The sequence below is a fragment of the Streptomyces sp. NPDC051020 genome (assembly GCF_040683105.1).
Lineage (GTDB): Bacteria > Actinomycetota > Actinomycetes > Streptomycetales > Streptomycetaceae > Streptomyces.
In genome coordinates, this window is sequence record NZ_JBFBCG010000002.1 from 218,409 (window position 1) to 235,021 (window position 16,613).

Sequence of the window (16,613 nt, forward strand, 5' to 3'; positions counted from 1 at the left end):
GACCGTCCCGGAGCTGGACGGATTGCCCGCGCCGTCTCCCTAGCCTCGAAGGCATGTCACACACCCTTCCCCGCCGTATCACCGGCGGTGCCCTTCTGCTCCTGGCGATACCACTGGCCCCTGTCGTCGCCACGGCCGGTTTCCTCGCCACAGCGTTCGTCACCGCGAGCGTGCCGGCCCTGGCCCTCGCCGCTCTCGCCTCCGGCGCTCTGGCCGGCGGGCTGCTGGGCCGCGCGGCGTTCGCCCTGCTCGGCCTCGAACGCCGCCCTGGCCGGCGGGCAGCCGCGTTCCTCGCGATCGGCCTGACCGTGGCCGTCGCTGTCCTCGCCAGTGTCACCATTTTCCGTCCGATGCCCACCACCACGACAGCCCCCGCCCCACCTGGCGTCACATTCTGGAATCTGCCGACTGGATCGCGCATCGCCTATGTCCACGCCTCCGCCGCCGGTAAGGCCAGGCCGACACCGGTGATCTTCCTGCACGGCGGGCCGGGCACGCCCGGCGAGGGCATCCCCACCGGCGGCCGTGAACTCGCGGCGGACGGCTTCGACGTCTACTCCTACGACCAGCTCGGCGCCGGCCGGTCCACCAGACTGCGGGACATCACCGGGTACACCGTCGCCCGCCAGATTGCCGATCTCGAAGCAATCCGGCGCACGCTCGGCGCTGACCGGATCATCCTCGTCGGCCAGTCATGGGGAGGGTCACTTGCCGCCCAGTACCTGGCGGCCCACAGCAAGCACGTGGCCAAAGCAGTGTTCACCTCGCCAGGCGCGCTGTGGGGTCGCGAATACCCCGGCTCCACCGCCGGGGAACCCTGGAACCGGCTCGCCCCCGCTCAAAAGGCACGGCTCGACCGGCTGAACAGCACACCCCGGCTGCTCGCGGCGAGCCTGCTGCTTCAGGTCAACCCCGGCGCCGCGCATGCGCTGGTCGGCGACCGCGAGGTCGACCACTGGCTGCACGAAGTCGCCCTGCAGGGAAAGGACAGCACCTCGTGCACGGGCGCGCCGCCCACCGAGGCGCACAACAATCCCCAGGGCTTCTACAGCAACCAGATGACCCGCAAGGACTTCGAGCAGCTCCCCGACCCTCGGCCTGGTCTGCGCACCGCGCACGTCCCCTCTCTGATCATGCGAGGGGAATGCGACTTCATCAAACCCGTCGTGACCGCTGAGTACCGGCGCACCCTCCCGGACTCCACGTTCGTGACCGTCAAGGGAGCCGGTCACTCCATCTCACGCGGGCAGCCACGCCTCTACACCGCGTTGCTGCGAGCCTTCCTCCTGGGTGAACCGCTGCCGGTGGGCACCGACTGAACCCGCCGCTTGCAGATCAAGTTCGCATCGGGGCCCCCTCCGTGCGGAGGAACAGACCGTCACTCCCGGGTTCCGCAGCTCATCGGGGTGCTGGGCCACGGATGAGGTCGAACCGGCTGGTCAGTGCGGTGCGTTCACATGACCCCGGGGCTGCTGAGCCGCGTCCGAAGCACGGCTCAGCAGTCGCACCCGCAGTCGCAGTCGCAGCAGTCGCAGTTGCTGCAGCAGTCACCGCAGTTGCTGCAGCAGTCGCAGGCATCGCAGCAGTCGCACTGGCTACACAGCCCCTCGCGGCGCTGACGGCTCCACGGGTCCTCGAAGGTCCCGCAGCACATCTGGCAGGTGCAGGCGAGTCCTGCCCACACCAGGCAGCCCATGATCAGCCCGCGCCGGTCGCGCGGCGGTTCCGGCGGGGGCGACGGCGGGCCGAACGGACTGCCGGGGGTGTTCGGTGCGTACGGATTGCCGGGCGGCGCCCCGAAGGACCCGGTGACGCCGTGTCCACCGGCCCGGTGCGCATCCGCCTGGTGGGAGCACGTCTCCGTGGCGAACGCGCGGTCCACCGATCGGCGCAGTTCATGCACGAGCAGCACATGCGCCAGCTTGTCGTCGGTGAATTCGGCGTCGCGCAGCGCCAACCGCACGCCGCGCAGCGCGTCGTCGCACAGCCGCCGGGCCTCGGCGCGCGAGGTACCAGTGGCGGTGAGCGGGTTCCAGGCGCCCGACGCCGCGTCAGCTTCCTGGTCCTCCACGGCATCCAGCAGATGGGCCAGCCGCCCGAAGAGCCGGCCGGCCTCGGCGAGCGGCTCGGCGTTCTGCGGCTTGCCCGCGAGTACGGCGGTGTGGGCGAAGGCCGCCGCGGTGGCCGTCTCGGTGGGCTCGGTGACCGTCAGCAGCGGGGTGCCGAGCCCCGCGAGTCGCTCGATGCCGGTCTGCCGGTCGACGGCGTCGACGAGGACCGCGGTGTCGAAGCCCAGCTGAGCACCGGTGCGCGCCCCGGCCCTGTCCCAGCCCGCGGCGACCCGGCGGGCGGCCGCGGCGACCGGGCGGCGCTTCAACAGCCCGTCCCGGTCGGCGACGTGGTCCCGCACCTTCGCCGAGGCCAGCACCAGCGAGACGGCGGCGGCGAGCCTGGCCCCTTCGCCGCGGGCGACCGGCGCGGTCCGCATGGCGCGCAGCGGGCAGGGACCCGCGGTGCGCCACCGGCCCGTGGTGCGCTCCGCCTGAGCCTCCGTCAGGACCGAGACGATCAGGCCGTCGTAGTTCGTGACGACCCGGGCGAACTGGCCGTGGTCCGAGCGAAGTGCGAGACAGAGCCCGCAGAGATGGGCCATCCACGCGGTCTTGAGCCCCTCCGACAACCGGTGGGTGCAGGGCCTGACTATTCCGAACACGACAATCCCCCGAGAGCCGTTCAGCCATGCGCAGCGCTCGTGCGGGTGCGCGACAGGCATCGTATCGAGTGCCCCGTTCACCCGTACGTCCCCCATGTCACCCGTACGGAGCGGCGCATCATATTTTCTTTTCCCAGGGGCCCCATGCGGGAGGAACCGTGACGAATCGCCACATCTTTTGCACCAGTAGCGTCACGAATCGTCTGCATGCCGACTATCCACTTGGCGCACGATCCGCATCATGGTCGACCATAGGGATACGAAAGAGATGCGGAACACCAAGGAACCGCGGTGAGAGGAGGCGTCCATGGGATCGGTGCGCAAGGCGAGTGCCTGGCTGGGCCTCGTAGAGGACAACGACGAGCGTTATTACGACGACGAGTACGCCGAGGGTGCACGGACCGGGACCGGCAATGCCTGGGTGACCGACCCACGGGTACAGGTGGTCTCCGAGGCGACCGAGGAGACGGGCCGCCGGATCGCCACCGTCACCCCGGACAGCTTCCGGGACGCGCGCGCCATCGGCGAGCTCTTCCGGGACGGCGTCCCGGTGATCATCAACCTCACGGCCATGGACCCTGCCGACGCAAAGCGTGTCGTGGACTTCGCCGCGGGGCTGATCTTCGGTCTGCGCGGTTCGATCGACCGCGTGGCCACCCGGGTCTTCCTGCTGACCCCGGCCGACACCCGGGTGCTCAACGGCGAAGCCGTCGGCCGGCCGGCCGACGGCTTCTTCAACCAGAGCTGAGCAGGGCGCTCGCCGGATCGGTCCGGCCGGCGTCCCGTTCTACCGGAATGCGTCCAGACCGGTGAGTGCCTTGCCCAGCACCAGCTGGTGCATTTCCACGGTGCCCTCGTACGTGAGCACCGACTCCAGATTCGTGGCATGCCGCATCACCGGGTATTCGAGCGAGATCCCGTTGGCGCCGAGGATCGTGCGCGAGGTGCGGCAGATCTCGATGGCCTCCCGCACATTGTTGAGCTTTCCGAAACTGACCTGTTCCGGGCGGAGCCTGCCCGCGTCCAGCCGGCGGCCCAGATGGTGGGCGAGCAGGATGCCCTTGTGCAGTTCGACAGCCATGTCCGCGAGCTTGGCCTGAGTGAGCTGGAAACCACCGATCGGCTTGCCGAACTGTTCCCGGGTCTTCGCGTAGTCGACCGCTGCCTCGAAACTGGCCCGCGCCGCGCCCATGGCTCCCCAGACGATGCCGTAGCGGGCATGGCTGAGACAGCTGAGCGGTCCGCGCAGGCCGGTGACTCCGGGGAGTACGGCGTCGGCAGGCAGCCGTACCTCGTCGAGGACCAGCTCGCTGGTGACCGAGGCACGCAGCGACCACTTGTGCTTGATCTCGGGCGCGGAGAAGCCGGGGGTGTCCGTCGGCACGACGAATCCGCGGATGCCGCTGCCGTTGCTGCCCTCGTCCGTCTGCGCCCAGACGACGGCGACCCCGGCCACCGAGCCGTTGGTGATCCACATCTTGCGGCCGCTGAGCACCCAGTCTCCCCGGCCGTCGCGCTTGGCATGCGTCCGCATCCCGGCCGGGTCGGAGCCGTGGTCCGGCTCGGTGAGCCCGAAGCAGCCGATGATCTCGCCGGCTGCCATGCCCGGCAGCCACTGCTGCTTCTGCTCCTCGGAGCCGAAGCGATGGATGGCGTACATCGCGAGAGAGCCCTGCACGGAGACGAGGGAGCGGATCCCGGAGTCCGCTGCTTCGAGCTCCAGGCAGGCCAGTCCGTACTGGACGGCGGTGGCGCCCGCGCAGCCGTATCCCTGCAGGGACATGCCGAGGGCGCCGATCGAACCGAGCTCGCGGGCGAGCTCGCGGATGCCGGGCAGCTCGCCGTTCTCGTACCACTCGGCAATATGCGGCAGGATCCGGTCGGCCGCCCAGGCGCGGACGGTGGACCGGATCGCGAGGTCCTCGGGGCCGAGCAGATCGTCGATGCCGATCGGGTCGCCGGGGTCGAAGGGCGGGAGCTTCGACGGCTTCGCGGGAGATGGGGTGGACATGAGGGTGCCTCCGTCGGCTCGCACGGTGCTAAAACTAGCAGTGTTAGTTACGGCGTCGTGCTGACGTTACGGCTCAGTGTGCCGCGCGTCCAGAGCCGGTGGCCTCGGCGGGTTGCCGTTGGGCAGGCACCGAACGGGTCCCTTTCGGCAGGCCCTGGACCGGCACGCCCTGGGGAGCAGGGAACGCACGGGGCCCTCGCGTCTCCACGGCGGCGGTCGCCTCGGCGGCCTCGCGGGGCTCGCAGATCTCCACCGGCGTGCACTCCATCACCCGCGGCAGTCGCAGCGCGGCGAGCGCGCCCAGCAGCAGCAGACCGGCACTGACCAGCAGCGTGACATGCAGCCCGTCGATGAAGGCATGCCGGGCCGTGCTCCGCAGCACCCCGCCCAGCGGGCCGCCCAGCTGTGAGGCGACCTGATACGCCTCGCCCAGGGAGTGGGAGGCGGCGGCGGAGGCCTCAGCGGGGACTCCCGCTCCGGAGAGCTTGGCCAGTCCGGGCGCGTAGGCGGCGTTCATGACACTGCCCAGCAGAGCGATCCCCATGCCCGCACCCAGCTGGTACGAGGTCTCACCGATGGCCGCCGCACCACCCGCCCGGTCCGCCGGGGCCTCGCTGAGCATCGATTCGTACGCCCCGAAGAGCGTGGACTGGAGCCCGAAGCCGAGCACGACGAACGCCACGGTCAGCAGGGCGGGCCGGTCGTGCTGCCCCATCAGGGTCAGGATCAGCACCGAGGCGGCGGTGAGCACGAAGCCCCAGCCGACCATCCGGCGCGGTCCGATCCGGCGCAGGGTGTACGAGCCGGTCGCACCCGCGGCCATCGCGGCGAAGGTGAGCGGCAGCAGCCGCAGGCCGGTCTCCAGCGGGCTGAGGTCCAGGACCAGCTGCAGGTACTGGACGGCGATCAGTTCCAGACCGACCAGGGCCAGCATGGCGAGGACGATGCAGCCGACCGCGGTGGAGAACGCGGGCCGCGCGAACATCGCGATGTCGATCAGTGGATGCGTACGCCGTTTCTGCCGACGGACGAACGCGACGAGCAGCGCCGCCCCGAGCAGCAGCGGCACGAGGGTGGCGGGGCCGAAGGCGCCCTCGCCGGTGCCCGCGTGCTTCACGCCGAGGACCACACCGAGCACTCCGGCCGCGGCCATCAGTGCGCCGAGCACGTCCCAGGGGCCGTCGTCGCTGCCCCGCGATTCGGGGAGCAGCAGCCGGCCGACCGGCAGCATCAGCGCCATCAGCGGGATGTTGATCAGAAAGACCGAGCCCCACCAGAAGTGCTCCACGAGGAAGCCGCCGATGACCGGTCCGGTGGCCGCACCGACGGCGGCGACCGCGGTCCATACCCCGATCGCGACGGCCCGCTCTCGCCGGTCGGGGAAAACCTGGCGGAGGATGGACAGCGTCGCGGGCATGATCATCGCGCCGCCGACGCCCAGCAGGGCGCGCGCCGCTATGAGCACGCCGGGACTGTCCGCCATCGCGGCGATCGCGGAGGCGGCACCGAAGAGCGCGTAGCCGATCAGCAGGACGCGGCGGCGGCCGACCCGGTCACCGAGGGTGCCGAAGAGAATCAGCAGCGAGGCGCAGACCAGTGGATAGGCATCCACGATCCACAGCAGACCGGCGGCGCTGGGCCGCAGATCCTCGGTGACGGCGGGTATGGCGACGTGGAGCACCGTCGCGTCGAGCGCCACAAGCAGCAGACTGAAGCAGAGGACGACCAGGACGACCCATCGATTGGCGCCGCCGGCGGCTGCGCGCAGCCGGAATCGGGCTGTGGTCGTCCCGGACATGCATGTACCTCCCAAAGGTCCCTCGCGCTCGGCAGGCCAACCGGGGAGGCAGTGTGCACTGCCCCTCCAGGCCCGGCATCGACGGGCGAGTGATCCGTCAGCGTACGCGAGATCGGCGTGGCCACACGTGGTCGATCTCATACCCCGACAGGTCACGAGGTGTGGCGTACGCCACGCCGGACCGGCCCCGCCGACGGCGCGTGACCGTTCCGTGACCGGCCGGGCACCGTCCGTCCACCCGCCCATCGCGGCCGGAGAAATGGATACCTGCACCGCTCCCCGTTTATTGAGAGATACTCAAACACTCTTCCGAAATAAGCGCAGAATAAATAAAGCGCGAGGTCACCGGGGTTCACTGATGGGTCAGGAATATTGACCCGACTGAGACATAGTCCACATCACATCGTCATCACAAAGCGGCCGGGACGGCCGGATCACGCACTCACTCGCTGTAACGTCGATTGGGTGCGTACCGACATCTTTGCCCGGCTGGACCGGGAGCCGGAACCGCCGAAGATAGAGCCACCGCGGATGAGCCGTCACCGCATCGCTCTCTTCGGCGGAACGTTGGCGTTCTATCTCGCCATCGTCGTTGCCGTGCTGATGGGCTCCTGGCTGGTGACCCTGGACTGGAAGGTCATGCTCTTCCGGCCCTACCAGCAGTGGCCCGGAATCCATGCGTTCCTCGACTACTACGTCGTCCTCGGCCAGCGAGGCCCGACAGCCGTGATGGTCGCCTGCTGGCTCGGCTGGCGCTCCTGGCGGCAGCACACCCTGCGGCCCCTGCTGACCCTGGGCGCCTCGCTGCTGCTGCTCAATCTGACCGTGGGCGCCGTCAAGCTCGGCCTGGGCCGGCTCGGCCCGCACTACGCGACCCAGATCGGCTCCGCGGAGCTCTTCGCCGGCGGCGATATATTTCCGTCCGGCCACACCGCCAACGCCGTGGTGACCTGGGGAATCCTCGCCTACCTGGCCACTACGCCGCGGGCCAGACGCTACCTGTCGGCCGTATCGGCCGTGGTCTCGCTCGGGGTCGGGCTCACGACCGTCTATCTCGGTACGCACTGGCTGAGCGATGTGCTGCTCGGCTGGGCCGCGGGGCTGCTGATCCTGCTGGGCCTGCCGTGGGTCGAGCCGTTGATCACCCGTACCGAGGAATGGATCTTCGCGGTGCGCGAGCAGGTGCGTGCGCGTCGCCGGACCGCTCCCCCGGTGCCCGTCGCGGCCGGTGCGTCCCAGGGCGTGCCACTACCGCAACCGGACAGCGGTGGCAGCGCGGGCGAGAGCCCGGTGCTCGAACCGGTCGCCACAGGCGGTCGCCCGGCCGCCTCGGCTCCTGCCGCTCTGGCGGCGGGGACCCGGCAGCGGGCCCACACGCCACACACGGTGCGCTCGGAGCGGACGCCGGTCACCCCGGCCGGCAGCCGGCGCCCACCGCACGCGGACCGAACGCCGCGAGGCGGCACAAGCCCGGCCCGACCGGTGGCCGGCGGCTGACGGACCGCATCCCCATGCGGGAACGGTACGCACAGCCGCCCCCGCACACTCAAGGCCCCGACCTCGGTCGGGGCCTTGCTCATGAACAGGAGTCTCAGCCGACCCAGCAGCGGGTCACCACGGCGTGGTCGACCTCGAAGTTGATCCGTCCGGCCAGGTACTCCATGGTGATGATCGCCCCCGGCGGCAGAGCTCTGACAGTGCGCCAGCCGCGGGCGCGGGCCCTCCGCTCGGCGGCTTCTGCGGCGAGGCCGACATACGCGTCGGGCGTGTCATCGGGCTGGGCGGGAGGGGTCGGGATAGGTGCCATGCCACCCACCGTAGGCGGCCCCGGACGGGTACGGAAGCCGGGCGCGGGCCCCCGGCACGGCATCCTCACGTACACCACCGGTCACGCTTGTGTCACAGGATCACGACAGCCGTTTCCCTCACACTGCTTCACTCGAACGTACGATTCTCAGGCCGACGCACAGTAATCATTCACACTTATAAACGATCACCGAACGGCTCGGAAAATCAGAGGAAATATGACCTACCCGATGGTCGGAATTTCCTTCCCATAAGGAATTCGAAAACGGACCCGCTACCGAGAATTCATGCTTCCTTATAGCAGCCTTATCTTCCGGTCGGGATATCCACACCATCCGACCGGGACCGACGCCCGCATCCGCCCGTATAGCCGGACACAAGCCCTCCCTCACCGGCCGGGCACACCGGGCGAGCGGTCGGCCGAAAGTCCGCGGGCCCCTTCAGTCGAGTGCCCGGGAGAGCCGGTCCCGGGCCGCCCTGATCGCATCGGTGAGCTCCTGCGGTTCGACGACCTCGAAGTCGAAGCCCATGAGCATCACGTGGATCACCAGGGCGTCGAGGCTCGCCGCACCGGTGCGCAGCAGGCAACTGTCCGCGTCGATCGCCTCCAGCACTCCGGAGGACGGCGAGATGCGCTCGGCGGCCAGCTCGACCGGCACCTTCAGCCGGATCACCCCATGCGTTGCGTAGGCAGTGGTGGAGACGCCCTTCGAGACATAGGCGGCCAGGTCCTCTGCGGGCGGGCGGCGCGGAACGAAGCGGGGACCGTGCGGCGGCGTGGGGGTGATCCGGTCCGCCCGGAAGGTACGCCAGTCCCCGCGCTCCAGGTCCCAGGCGACGAGGTACCAGCGGCGCTCGGTGCACACCAGCCGGTGCGGTTCGACGGCCCGGCGCGACAGAGAACCGCCGTGGGACCGGTACGCGAAGCGCAGCCGCTCGCTGTCCCGGCAGGCCCCGGCCAGCTCGGTGAGGACGCCAGGGTCGACGGTGGAGGCGCCGGGTCCCCGCATCATGGGCACGGTGAAGGCGCTCAGGGCGCCGACCCGGCGGCGGAGCCGGTTCGGCAGGACCTGCTCGAGTTTGGCGAGTGCGCGCACGGAGGTCTCCCCGATGCCCTCGACGCCGTGACCGGCCGCGGTACGCAGCCCGACCGCCACCGCGACCGCTTCCTCGTCGTCGAGGAGCAACGGCGGCAGCTCCGCCCCCGCGCCGAGCTGATAGCCGCCGCCGGTGCCGGGGCTGGCGTTGACCGGATAGCCGAGCTCGCGCAGTTTGTCGACGTCCCGCCGGACGGTCCGTGGGGTGACGCCGAGCCGTTCGGCGAGATCGGCTCCGGACCAGTCGCGGTGGGCCTGAAGTAGTGAGAGCAGGCGCAGCAGTCGTGCCGAGGTCTCCAACATGGGGCGAGTCTGCCAGCGGTCGAGGACAACTGCTGTCCTCGACCCGTGTCAGTCGTGCCGCAGGGCCGGTTCCAGCCGTAGACACAGGTCGTTGTCGGCCGAGTAGCACGGGGCGACGAGGATGTCTCCCGTGGCGGCCCGGGTCGGGTAGACGAAGATCTTCTTGCGGTCCCAGATGTCGTCGAGGATGTGGGAGATCCGGATCCCGCCGGTACCGCTCCCGCTCGGCCCGCCGGGGAACAGCCACAGTTCCCACAGCTGCGGCACGGTCATCGGTCCGGCGGTCGGCAGGTCGTACGGGAGTCTGAAGGAGAAACTCCCGTCCCTGCCGGTCACGGGCGCCCGGCAGCTGCGCTCGGGACGGCCGGCCGGCCGCACCTCCACGCACGCGTCGTCGCCGAGCTCCGCCCCGTACAGCGTCCCGTCGACGGTCATCCCGGCCGGGCCGAAGGTGATCGGCCCGGCCTCCGCGTGCGGCGCGCGAACCCAGCAGCGCACGGCGAGCCGCCCGTCGGCGGTCGGATACGGGATGCGGACCACGACCCCGCCGACCGTGCCGGCGGGGTCGGGCGTGCGGTCGACCAGGGCCCGCAGATCCCTGATGCCGGGTTCGACAGCCGTGCCGCCATCCGTGCCCGGCTGCTGCACCCACGCGTCCCAGCGGCCCTCGGCAAGCTCCGCCGTGCCCGGCAGCACGGCGCGCAGCCGCCCGTCACCCTCCGGGCTCAGGGGCAGCCGCACGTCCTCGACCGTCCGGTCGCTCCTCCCCTTCGTACCCCGCAGGCGCAGGAGCAGGAAGCCCCCCGATGCCCCGCCCTCCCGGCGGTCCCGGAGGAGTTCGAAGGTGATCCGGCCGTCGGCGTCGGCGATGCAGTCGGCGACGCAGCCGGCAGCGGACTCGGCGGGCGGTGTCGTCCGCAGCGCCGGCGCGGTCACGCGGCCCTCCCCTTGCGCAACGCATCGCCGGCCTTGTGGCGCAGCGCGTACATGACGTCCAGCACCGTGCCGCGGGCCCGGTGCACGCCGGTGCGCAGGGCGCTGTGCGAGTGGTGGCGCCCGCCGCGCCTGATGAGATCGGTGTAGAGCGCTTCGTGGCGTTCGGCGATCAGCGCAGGGTCGAACCGTCGCGATGCGGCGCGGGCGGCCCGTCCCATCCGGTGCCGTGTTCCGTCGTCGTCGATCAGGCCGAGCACGGCGTCCGCGACCGCGGCCGCGTCCCCGACCGGCACCAGCCGTCCGTCGGTGCCGTCGTCGATGATCTCGCGTGGGCCGTGCGGGCAGTCCGTGGCGACGACCGGAAGGCCGCAGCGCATCGCCTCGACGATCGTCATGCCGAAGGACTCCCGGTCCGAGGTCACCGCGGCAATCGCCCCCTTGGGCCACTCGGCCTCCAGCGGGTTGACCGAGCCCATCAGGAACACATGGTTGTGCAGGCCCAGTCGACCGATGAGCGTGTGCAGTGCCTGCCGTTCGTCGCCGGTCGCATCACCGCCGCCGTAGATGCGAAGACGCCAGTCGGGGCGAACGGCCACCACTTCGGCAAACGCGCGGACCAGCACGTCGTACCGCTTGACCTTGTGCAGCCGCCCTGCCGCGATCACCCACTTGCTGTCGCAGTCGGCGGGTGCGACGACGGGCTCAGGCACCCCGTTGGGGATGGACTCGATACGTACTCCGGGCAGCCGCAGCCCGGTCCGGTAGGCATGTGCGTCAGCCTCGGTGACGGTCGTGATCGCGTCGAGCAGCGTGTAGCGGTGGCCGATCTCACGGCGCAGCCGGTAGCTGTGACTGTCGAGGGTGAGGTGCTCCTGCCCGATCCGGACCGGACCGCGTCGGGCCTGCCGGCTGATCTGGACATTGAGCCCGGGACGGGTGCCGACGACGACATCCGCCTCCAGGGAGCGCAGATGGTCCGCCACCCGTGCGTCGGTGAGCCGGCTGTACTGCCGGTACCGGCTGTCGCCGCGGGCGAAGACGGCGGCGGGCCTGGTGTGCTCGATCGCGTCGCCGTCGTACGTCGGGCTCTTCTTCCGCAGGTCGACAAGGTGACTCATCCGTACCCCCGCGGGGGCGCCCAGCGCGGGGGTGTCGCGGTGACGGAAGACCGACACGATCTCGAGGTCATGATGCTCGGCCAGTGCACCGGCGAGGTTGAACGTCGTACGGATGGTGCCCCCGACCCCGTAGGCGTTGTGGAGCAGAAACGAAATGTGCATGACTCGCCGTGTCTCCCGGTTCGGCCGATCTGCTGCGGGCTCCACTGTCATGACGGTAAGGACCGCTCGCCGGTTCACTCAAGGCATCGACGAGTTTCAGCCACTTCCGTGTTCGCCGATTTCATGATTTGTCGACCGCCCGCCAAACCGACTGCCCGTCGGGCCAGGCAGACCATTGTGCCCCCAATCGGCAACGATTGACCGAAAGTAAACCTTTTGAGGCTTCGATTCACCCGCTGCGCCGAACGGTTCGATTCCGTTCCCTTTCGCGCGTGACCCCGGCCACGGATTGCCCGTTGTCTCTTCATGAGCCGGGAACCGCCCGGCGCACGTACCGAGTTCGAGGAGCCACCCGTGCCGCGCATGCTCGACGTCAGCGAGGACGTACGCGCCGAGATCGGCGATGCCGAAGCCGATCGGTTGCTCGTCGGCGACAATGCCCCAGGCAGCTACGACTGCACTTCCTGCCGCACCCCTGGCGATTCCGAGCAGGAGCGCACCAGCACGGTGCTGTTCGTCGGCGAAGAGACCGCCGTTCTCGCCTTCGCGCACGCGACCTGCATCCCCTCCCAGGTCGTCCAGGTCTCCGAGGAGCAGTTGCAGGGCGCCGTGCGCAGCATCACCGGCAGCGAGCCGGAAGGCCCGGAGGGGCTCGTGCCCGGCCAGGCCGTCCTCGGCGTCACCAGCGGTCTCGTCCTGATCGACGACGAGCTCCACCCGGCGCTGGTCGTCGAACCCACAGGCGCGATCGCCCGCCCCGGTACGGACGGCAGCGGAGGCGACGATTTCCTGCAGCTCCTGCTCGAGCAGGGCTTCCAGCCGGTCCACCGGATGGGCCGGCTGCCCGCCCTGCTGCACGGCTGGTCGATCCTGCTCGCCATGGGCCAGCTGCATGCCGTGCTGCAGCCGGGCACAGGCGGTGGGGCTCCCGTCGCCTGGTGGCAGGCGCACGCCCCGCTGCAGGTCACCGAGGGCTGGCGGACCGCGGCCAACAAATCGCGGACCGTTCTCGTCTTCGCCGCCCCGGCCGGATCGATCGGCCAGCAGCCCCGCGAGGACCTGTTGCGCGACGCACTGGAGAAGGCCGCGGCCGGCGGCCTCCTGGTCGCGGCGGCGATGCCGCTGGCCGGGACCTGATCATGTCCGTACGCTCCTCGCACCCGCAACGAGCAGCTATTTCTTCGCCGGGCCCGCATCCGACGGCCGGTGGGGTCGTTGGCACGTACGTGCACTCATACGACCCCTCCCACCAGCGCCCGAGCCCGATCCCTGCCATGCGCCCGTCGCGGGAGCCATCGGGCGGCCAGTCCCCCACCCCGATCTACGACGCGTTGTACTCCGAGTACCGCCGGTCGTTCCGGGCGCTGCCAGGTGATCGGAGCGGCGAGGAGGACCTGGCCTTCATGGCCTTCGGTACGGGACCGTTCGGCACCCGCACCCCGCTGAACGTCCACTCCGGTCATGCGAGCCACTCCGGCGGCGCCTCCAGTCAGGCGCCGCGCACCGGAAACCTCGGCTCCTGGCAGCGGGTCGGCCGGCACGCCGGGCGCGCCACCCCGGCGGCACTGCCACCTGGCTCCGGGGGGGCCTGACCGTACGACGACGAAGCCCCGCACCGCTCACAGCAGGAGCGTGCGGGGCTTCGCCATGTCCGGGACGGACAGACAGTCGGTCGGCCGTCAGTCAGCGGGCCGCCCGGGTGTCACTTCTTACGGCCGCGCTTCTCGCGGACCCGCACCGAGATGTGGATCGGGGTGCCGTCGAAGCCGAACTCCTCGCGCAGTCGGCGCTCGACGAAGCGGCGGTAACCGTGCTCCAGGAACCCGGAGGCGAAGAGCACGAAGCGCGGCGGCTTGGTGCCGGCCTGGGTGCCGAAGAGGATGCGGGGCTGCTTTCCACCACGGACCGGGTGCGGGTGGGAGGCGACGATCTCACCGAGGAAGGCGTTCAGTCGACCGGTGGGAACGCGAGTCTCCCAGCCCTCGAGTGCGGTCTCGATCGCCGGGACCAGCTTCTCCATGTGACGGCCGGTGACAGCCGAGACATTGACCCGGGGCGCCCACGCAACCTGCGCGAGCTCCGTCTCGATCTCGCGCTCCAGGTAGTAGCGGCGCTCCTCGTCGAGGGTGTCCCACTTGTTGTACGCGATCACCATCGCGCGCCCGGCCTCCACGGCCATGGTGATAATGCGCTGGTCCTGCACGCTGATGGACTCGCTGGCGTCGATCAGGACGACGGCGACCTCAGCCTTCTCGACGGCGGCCGCGGTACGCAGCGAGGCGTAGTAGTCCGCGCCCTCCTGGAGATGGACGCGTCGGCGGATGCCGGCCGTGTCGATGAACTTCCAGGTGATGCCGCCGAGCTCGATCAGCTCGTCGACCGGGTCACGAGTGGTGCCGGCCATTTCGTTGACGACGACCCGGTCCTCGTTCGCCACCTTGTTCAGCAGCGAGGACTTGCCGACGTTCGGACGGCCGATGAGGGCGATGCGGCGCGGTCCGCCGAGGGCGGTGCCGAAGCGCTGGGCCGGAGCCTCGGGCAGTGCTTCGAGGACGGCGTCGAGCAGATCGCCGGTGCCGCGGCCGTGCAGTGAGGAGACCGGGTGCGGCTCACCGAGACCGAGCGACCAGAGCGCGGTGGCGTCGGCCTCGCCGCTCTGGCCGTCGACCTTGTTGGCGCACAGGACGACAGGCTTCTTGGCCCGGCGCAGCAGCTTGACGACGGCCTCGTCGGTGTCGGTCGCGCCGACGGTCGAGTCGACGACGAAGACGACCGCGTCGGACGCCTCGATCGCGTACTCGGCCTGGGCGGCGACGGAGGCATCGATGCCCAGCACATCCTGCTCCCAGCCGCCGGTGTCGACGACCTTGAAGCGGCGGCCGGCCCATTCGGCCTCGTAGGTGACTCGGTCCCGGGTGACTCCGGGCTTGTCCTCGACGACCGCCTCGCGGCGCCCGATGATCCGGTTCACCAGGGTCGACTTGCCGACATTGGGGCGGCCGACGACGGCGAGAACGGGCAGCGGTCCGTGACCGGCCTCGTCGATCGCGCCCTCGACGTCCTCGACGTCGAAGCCCTCCTGCGCGGCGAGCTCCATGAACTCCGCGTACTCGGCGTCGCCAAGCGCTCCGTGCTCGTGGTCCGAGCCGCCGGAGTGAATCTGGTCGTTCATGAAGTCCGTTCCTCTTTGCATCATCATCGATGGACCACGATCACGCGGCCCACTACTCAAGTCTTACTTAGCGCCCGGTGAAGCGCCTGGCCCTGTCCAGGTGCGAGGTCAGCCGCTCCTGGATTCGTACCGTCGCCTCGTCCAGCGCCTTCCGGGTGCGCCGGGACGCACCTTCTTGTGCTTCGAAGGCGTCGCCGAAGACGACATCGACCCGGCTGCGCAACGGCGGCAGTGCCGATATCAACCGCCCGCGACGCTCAGTGCTTCCCAGGACGGCCACGGGGACGATCGGCGCCCCGCTGCGAACCGCGAAGTACGCGAGTCCGGCCCGCAGCGAGGCGAAGTTTCCTTCACCCCTGGTGCCCTCGGGAAAGATCCCCAGCACCCCGCCGTTCTGCAGCACGCCGAGGGCGCGGGTGATGGCGGTGCGGTCGGCGCTCGTACGGTCCACCTTCAGCTGACCGATTCCGCGCAGGAACGGGTCGAGGGGACCGACGAACGCCTCTTTCTTGATCAGGAAGTGCACGGGCCGGGGCGCGGTGCCCATCAGCATCGGCCCGTCGATGTTGTGGGAGTGGTTCACCGCGAGTATGACGGGTCCCGAGGCGGGTACCCGCCACGCACCGAGGACGCGGGGCTTCCACAGCCCGTACATCAGCCCGATGCCGATCCCGCGCCCGACCGCCGCGCCACGTAGCGTGGGCGTGGCCGTGGCAGGGGTCACTTCGCGGCCCGCTTCTCCTCGACGAGGGTGACGACGCACTCGATGACCTGCTGCAGGGTCAGCTCGGTGGTGTCCACCTCGACCGCGTCGCCCGCCTTGGCGAGCGGCGAGGTCTTCCGGCTGGAGTCCGCGGTGTCCCGCTTGATCAGCGCCTCCTTGGTGGTGGCGAGATCGGAGCCCTTGAGCTCTCCGCTGCGACGGGCCGCGCGGGCCTCCGGGGAAGCCGTCAGGAAGATCTTGAGGTCGGCGTCGGGCAGCACGGTCGTGCCGATGTCACGGCCCTCGACGACGATGCCGACCTCGGCGTCCGCGGCGATGGACCGCTGCAGCTCGGTGATCCGGGCCCGCACCTCGGGGACCGCGCTGACGGCGCTGACCTTGGAGGTGACCTCCGGCGTACGGATCGGGCCCGCGGCGTCCTCGCCGTCGACCGTGATCGTCGGGGCGGCCGGGTCCGTGCCCGAGACGATGACCGGCTTGTCCGCGGCGGTCGCGACCTCCGCGGCATTGTGCACGTCGATGCCGTTGTTCAGCATCCACCAGGTGATCGCCCGGTACTGGGCACCGGTGTCCAGGTAGCTCAGGCCGAGCTGGGCGGCGACGGCCTTCGACGTGCTCGACTTACCCGTGCCGGACGGGCCGTCTATGGCAACGATCACTGCAGCCGGGGCCGTCCGGGCGGCGGCGCTTACGGTTTCCACGGTGGTGGACACCTTCCTGGTACTCGGGGTGGGCGGGACGGGGACGCGCGAACCCGCCCCGCTCAAGGTTAC

At 70.2% G+C, this 16,613-nt stretch carries 15 protein-coding genes; 5 read left to right on the forward strand and 10 right to left on the reverse strand.

The window, feature by feature from the left end; translation table 11 throughout:
• The first annotated feature begins 53 nt into the window (after positions 1–53).
• Positions 54–1,319 (forward strand): alpha/beta hydrolase, encoded by a 1,266-nt coding sequence (locus AB0N06_RS02185; RefSeq protein ID WP_366132865.1) that lies wholly within the window; start codon positions 54–56, stop codon positions 1,317–1,319.
• 176 nt (positions 1,320–1,495) lie between these two features.
• On the opposite strand, the gene AB0N06_RS02190 is transcribed toward AB0N06_RS02185, so the two are convergent.
• A complete protein-coding gene (locus AB0N06_RS02190) occupies positions 1,496–2,713 on the reverse strand; it encodes a DUF5685 family protein (RefSeq protein WP_366132866.1) in 1,218 nt (405 codons plus the stop codon).
• 307 nt (positions 2,714–3,020) lie between these two features.
• Here AB0N06_RS02190 and sepF point away from each other — a divergent pair, with 307 nt between their 5' ends.
• On the forward strand, positions 3,021–3,461 hold the full coding sequence (gene sepF, locus AB0N06_RS02195; protein WP_366132867.1) for a cell division protein SepF: 441 nt from the start codon (positions 3,021–3,023) through the stop codon (positions 3,459–3,461).
• Positions 3,462–3,500: 39 nt separating this feature from the next.
• Here the strand turns inward: sepF and AB0N06_RS02200 are convergent, their stop codons facing one another.
• Positions 3,501–4,724: an acyl-CoA dehydrogenase family protein gene (locus tag AB0N06_RS02200; RefSeq protein ID WP_366132868.1), complete on the reverse strand. Its 1,224-nt coding sequence runs from the start codon at positions 4,722–4,724 to the stop codon at positions 3,501–3,503.
• A gap of 73 nt (positions 4,725–4,797) precedes the next feature.
• Entirely contained in the window at positions 4,798–6,522 is a 1,725-nt protein-coding gene (locus AB0N06_RS02205) for an MFS transporter (RefSeq protein WP_366132870.1), read from the reverse strand.
• 465 nt (positions 6,523–6,987) lie between these two features.
• On the opposite strand from AB0N06_RS02205, the gene AB0N06_RS02210 reads away from it, so the two are divergent.
• Positions 6,988–8,019 (forward strand): phosphatase PAP2 family protein, encoded by a 1,032-nt coding sequence (locus tag AB0N06_RS02210; protein ID WP_366132871.1) that lies wholly within the window; start codon positions 6,988–6,990, stop codon positions 8,017–8,019.
• 94 nt (positions 8,020–8,113) lie between these two features.
• Here AB0N06_RS02210 and AB0N06_RS02215 read toward each other — a convergent pair whose 3' ends face one another.
• The 4 genes from AB0N06_RS02215 to AB0N06_RS02230 form a co-directional block, all read right to left on the reverse strand.
• Positions 8,114–8,329: an I78 family peptidase inhibitor gene (locus tag AB0N06_RS02215; RefSeq protein ID WP_366132872.1), complete on the reverse strand. Its 216-nt coding sequence runs from the start codon at positions 8,327–8,329 to the stop codon at positions 8,114–8,116.
• 439 nt (positions 8,330–8,768) lie between these two features.
• Complete coding sequence (locus AB0N06_RS02220) at positions 8,769–9,728, reverse strand: YafY family protein (protein ID WP_366132873.1); 960 nt, start codon at positions 9,726–9,728, stop codon at positions 8,769–8,771.
• Positions 9,729–9,776: 48 nt separating this feature from the next.
• On the reverse strand, positions 9,777–10,664 hold the full coding sequence (locus AB0N06_RS02225; protein ID WP_366132874.1) for a transferase: 888 nt from the start codon (positions 10,662–10,664) through the stop codon (positions 9,777–9,779).
• Positions 10,661–11,944, reverse strand: a complete 1,284-nt coding sequence (locus tag AB0N06_RS02230; protein ID WP_366132875.1) for a glycosyltransferase — start codon at positions 11,942–11,944, stop codon at positions 10,661–10,663. Before AB0N06_RS02230 ends, AB0N06_RS02225 begins: the two co-directional genes overlap by 4 nt.
• Positions 11,945–12,298: 354 nt before the next feature.
• Here AB0N06_RS02230 and AB0N06_RS02235 point away from each other — a divergent pair, with 354 nt between their 5' ends.
• Both AB0N06_RS02235 and AB0N06_RS02240 read left to right on the forward strand, forming a co-directional pair.
• Positions 12,299–13,081: a hypothetical protein gene (locus AB0N06_RS02235; protein WP_366132876.1), complete on the forward strand. Its 783-nt coding sequence runs from the start codon at positions 12,299–12,301 to the stop codon at positions 13,079–13,081.
• 137 nt (positions 13,082–13,218) lie between these two features.
• Positions 13,219–13,536, forward strand: a complete 318-nt coding sequence (locus AB0N06_RS02240; RefSeq protein ID WP_366132877.1) for a hypothetical protein — start codon at positions 13,219–13,221, stop codon at positions 13,534–13,536.
• A gap of 110 nt (positions 13,537–13,646) precedes the next feature.
• Here the strand turns inward: AB0N06_RS02240 and der are convergent, their stop codons facing one another.
• The 3 genes from der to cmk form a co-directional block, all read right to left on the reverse strand.
• On the reverse strand, positions 13,647–15,116 hold the full coding sequence (gene der, locus AB0N06_RS02245) for a ribosome biogenesis GTPase Der (RefSeq protein ID WP_358858151.1): 1,470 nt from the start codon (positions 15,114–15,116) through the stop codon (positions 13,647–13,649).
• Between the two features lie 67 nt (positions 15,117–15,183).
• Positions 15,184–15,840 carry a lysophospholipid acyltransferase family protein gene (locus AB0N06_RS02250; RefSeq protein WP_366132878.1) on the reverse strand — a complete coding sequence of 219 codons (657 nt, stop codon included), beginning with the start codon at positions 15,838–15,840 and terminating at the stop codon, positions 15,184–15,186.
• Positions 15,837–16,553 (reverse strand): (d)CMP kinase, encoded by a 717-nt coding sequence (gene cmk / locus AB0N06_RS02255; RefSeq protein ID WP_366132879.1) that lies wholly within the window; start codon positions 16,551–16,553, stop codon positions 15,837–15,839. Before cmk ends, AB0N06_RS02250 begins: the two co-directional genes overlap by 4 nt.
• Positions 16,554–16,613: the final 60 nt, after the last annotated feature.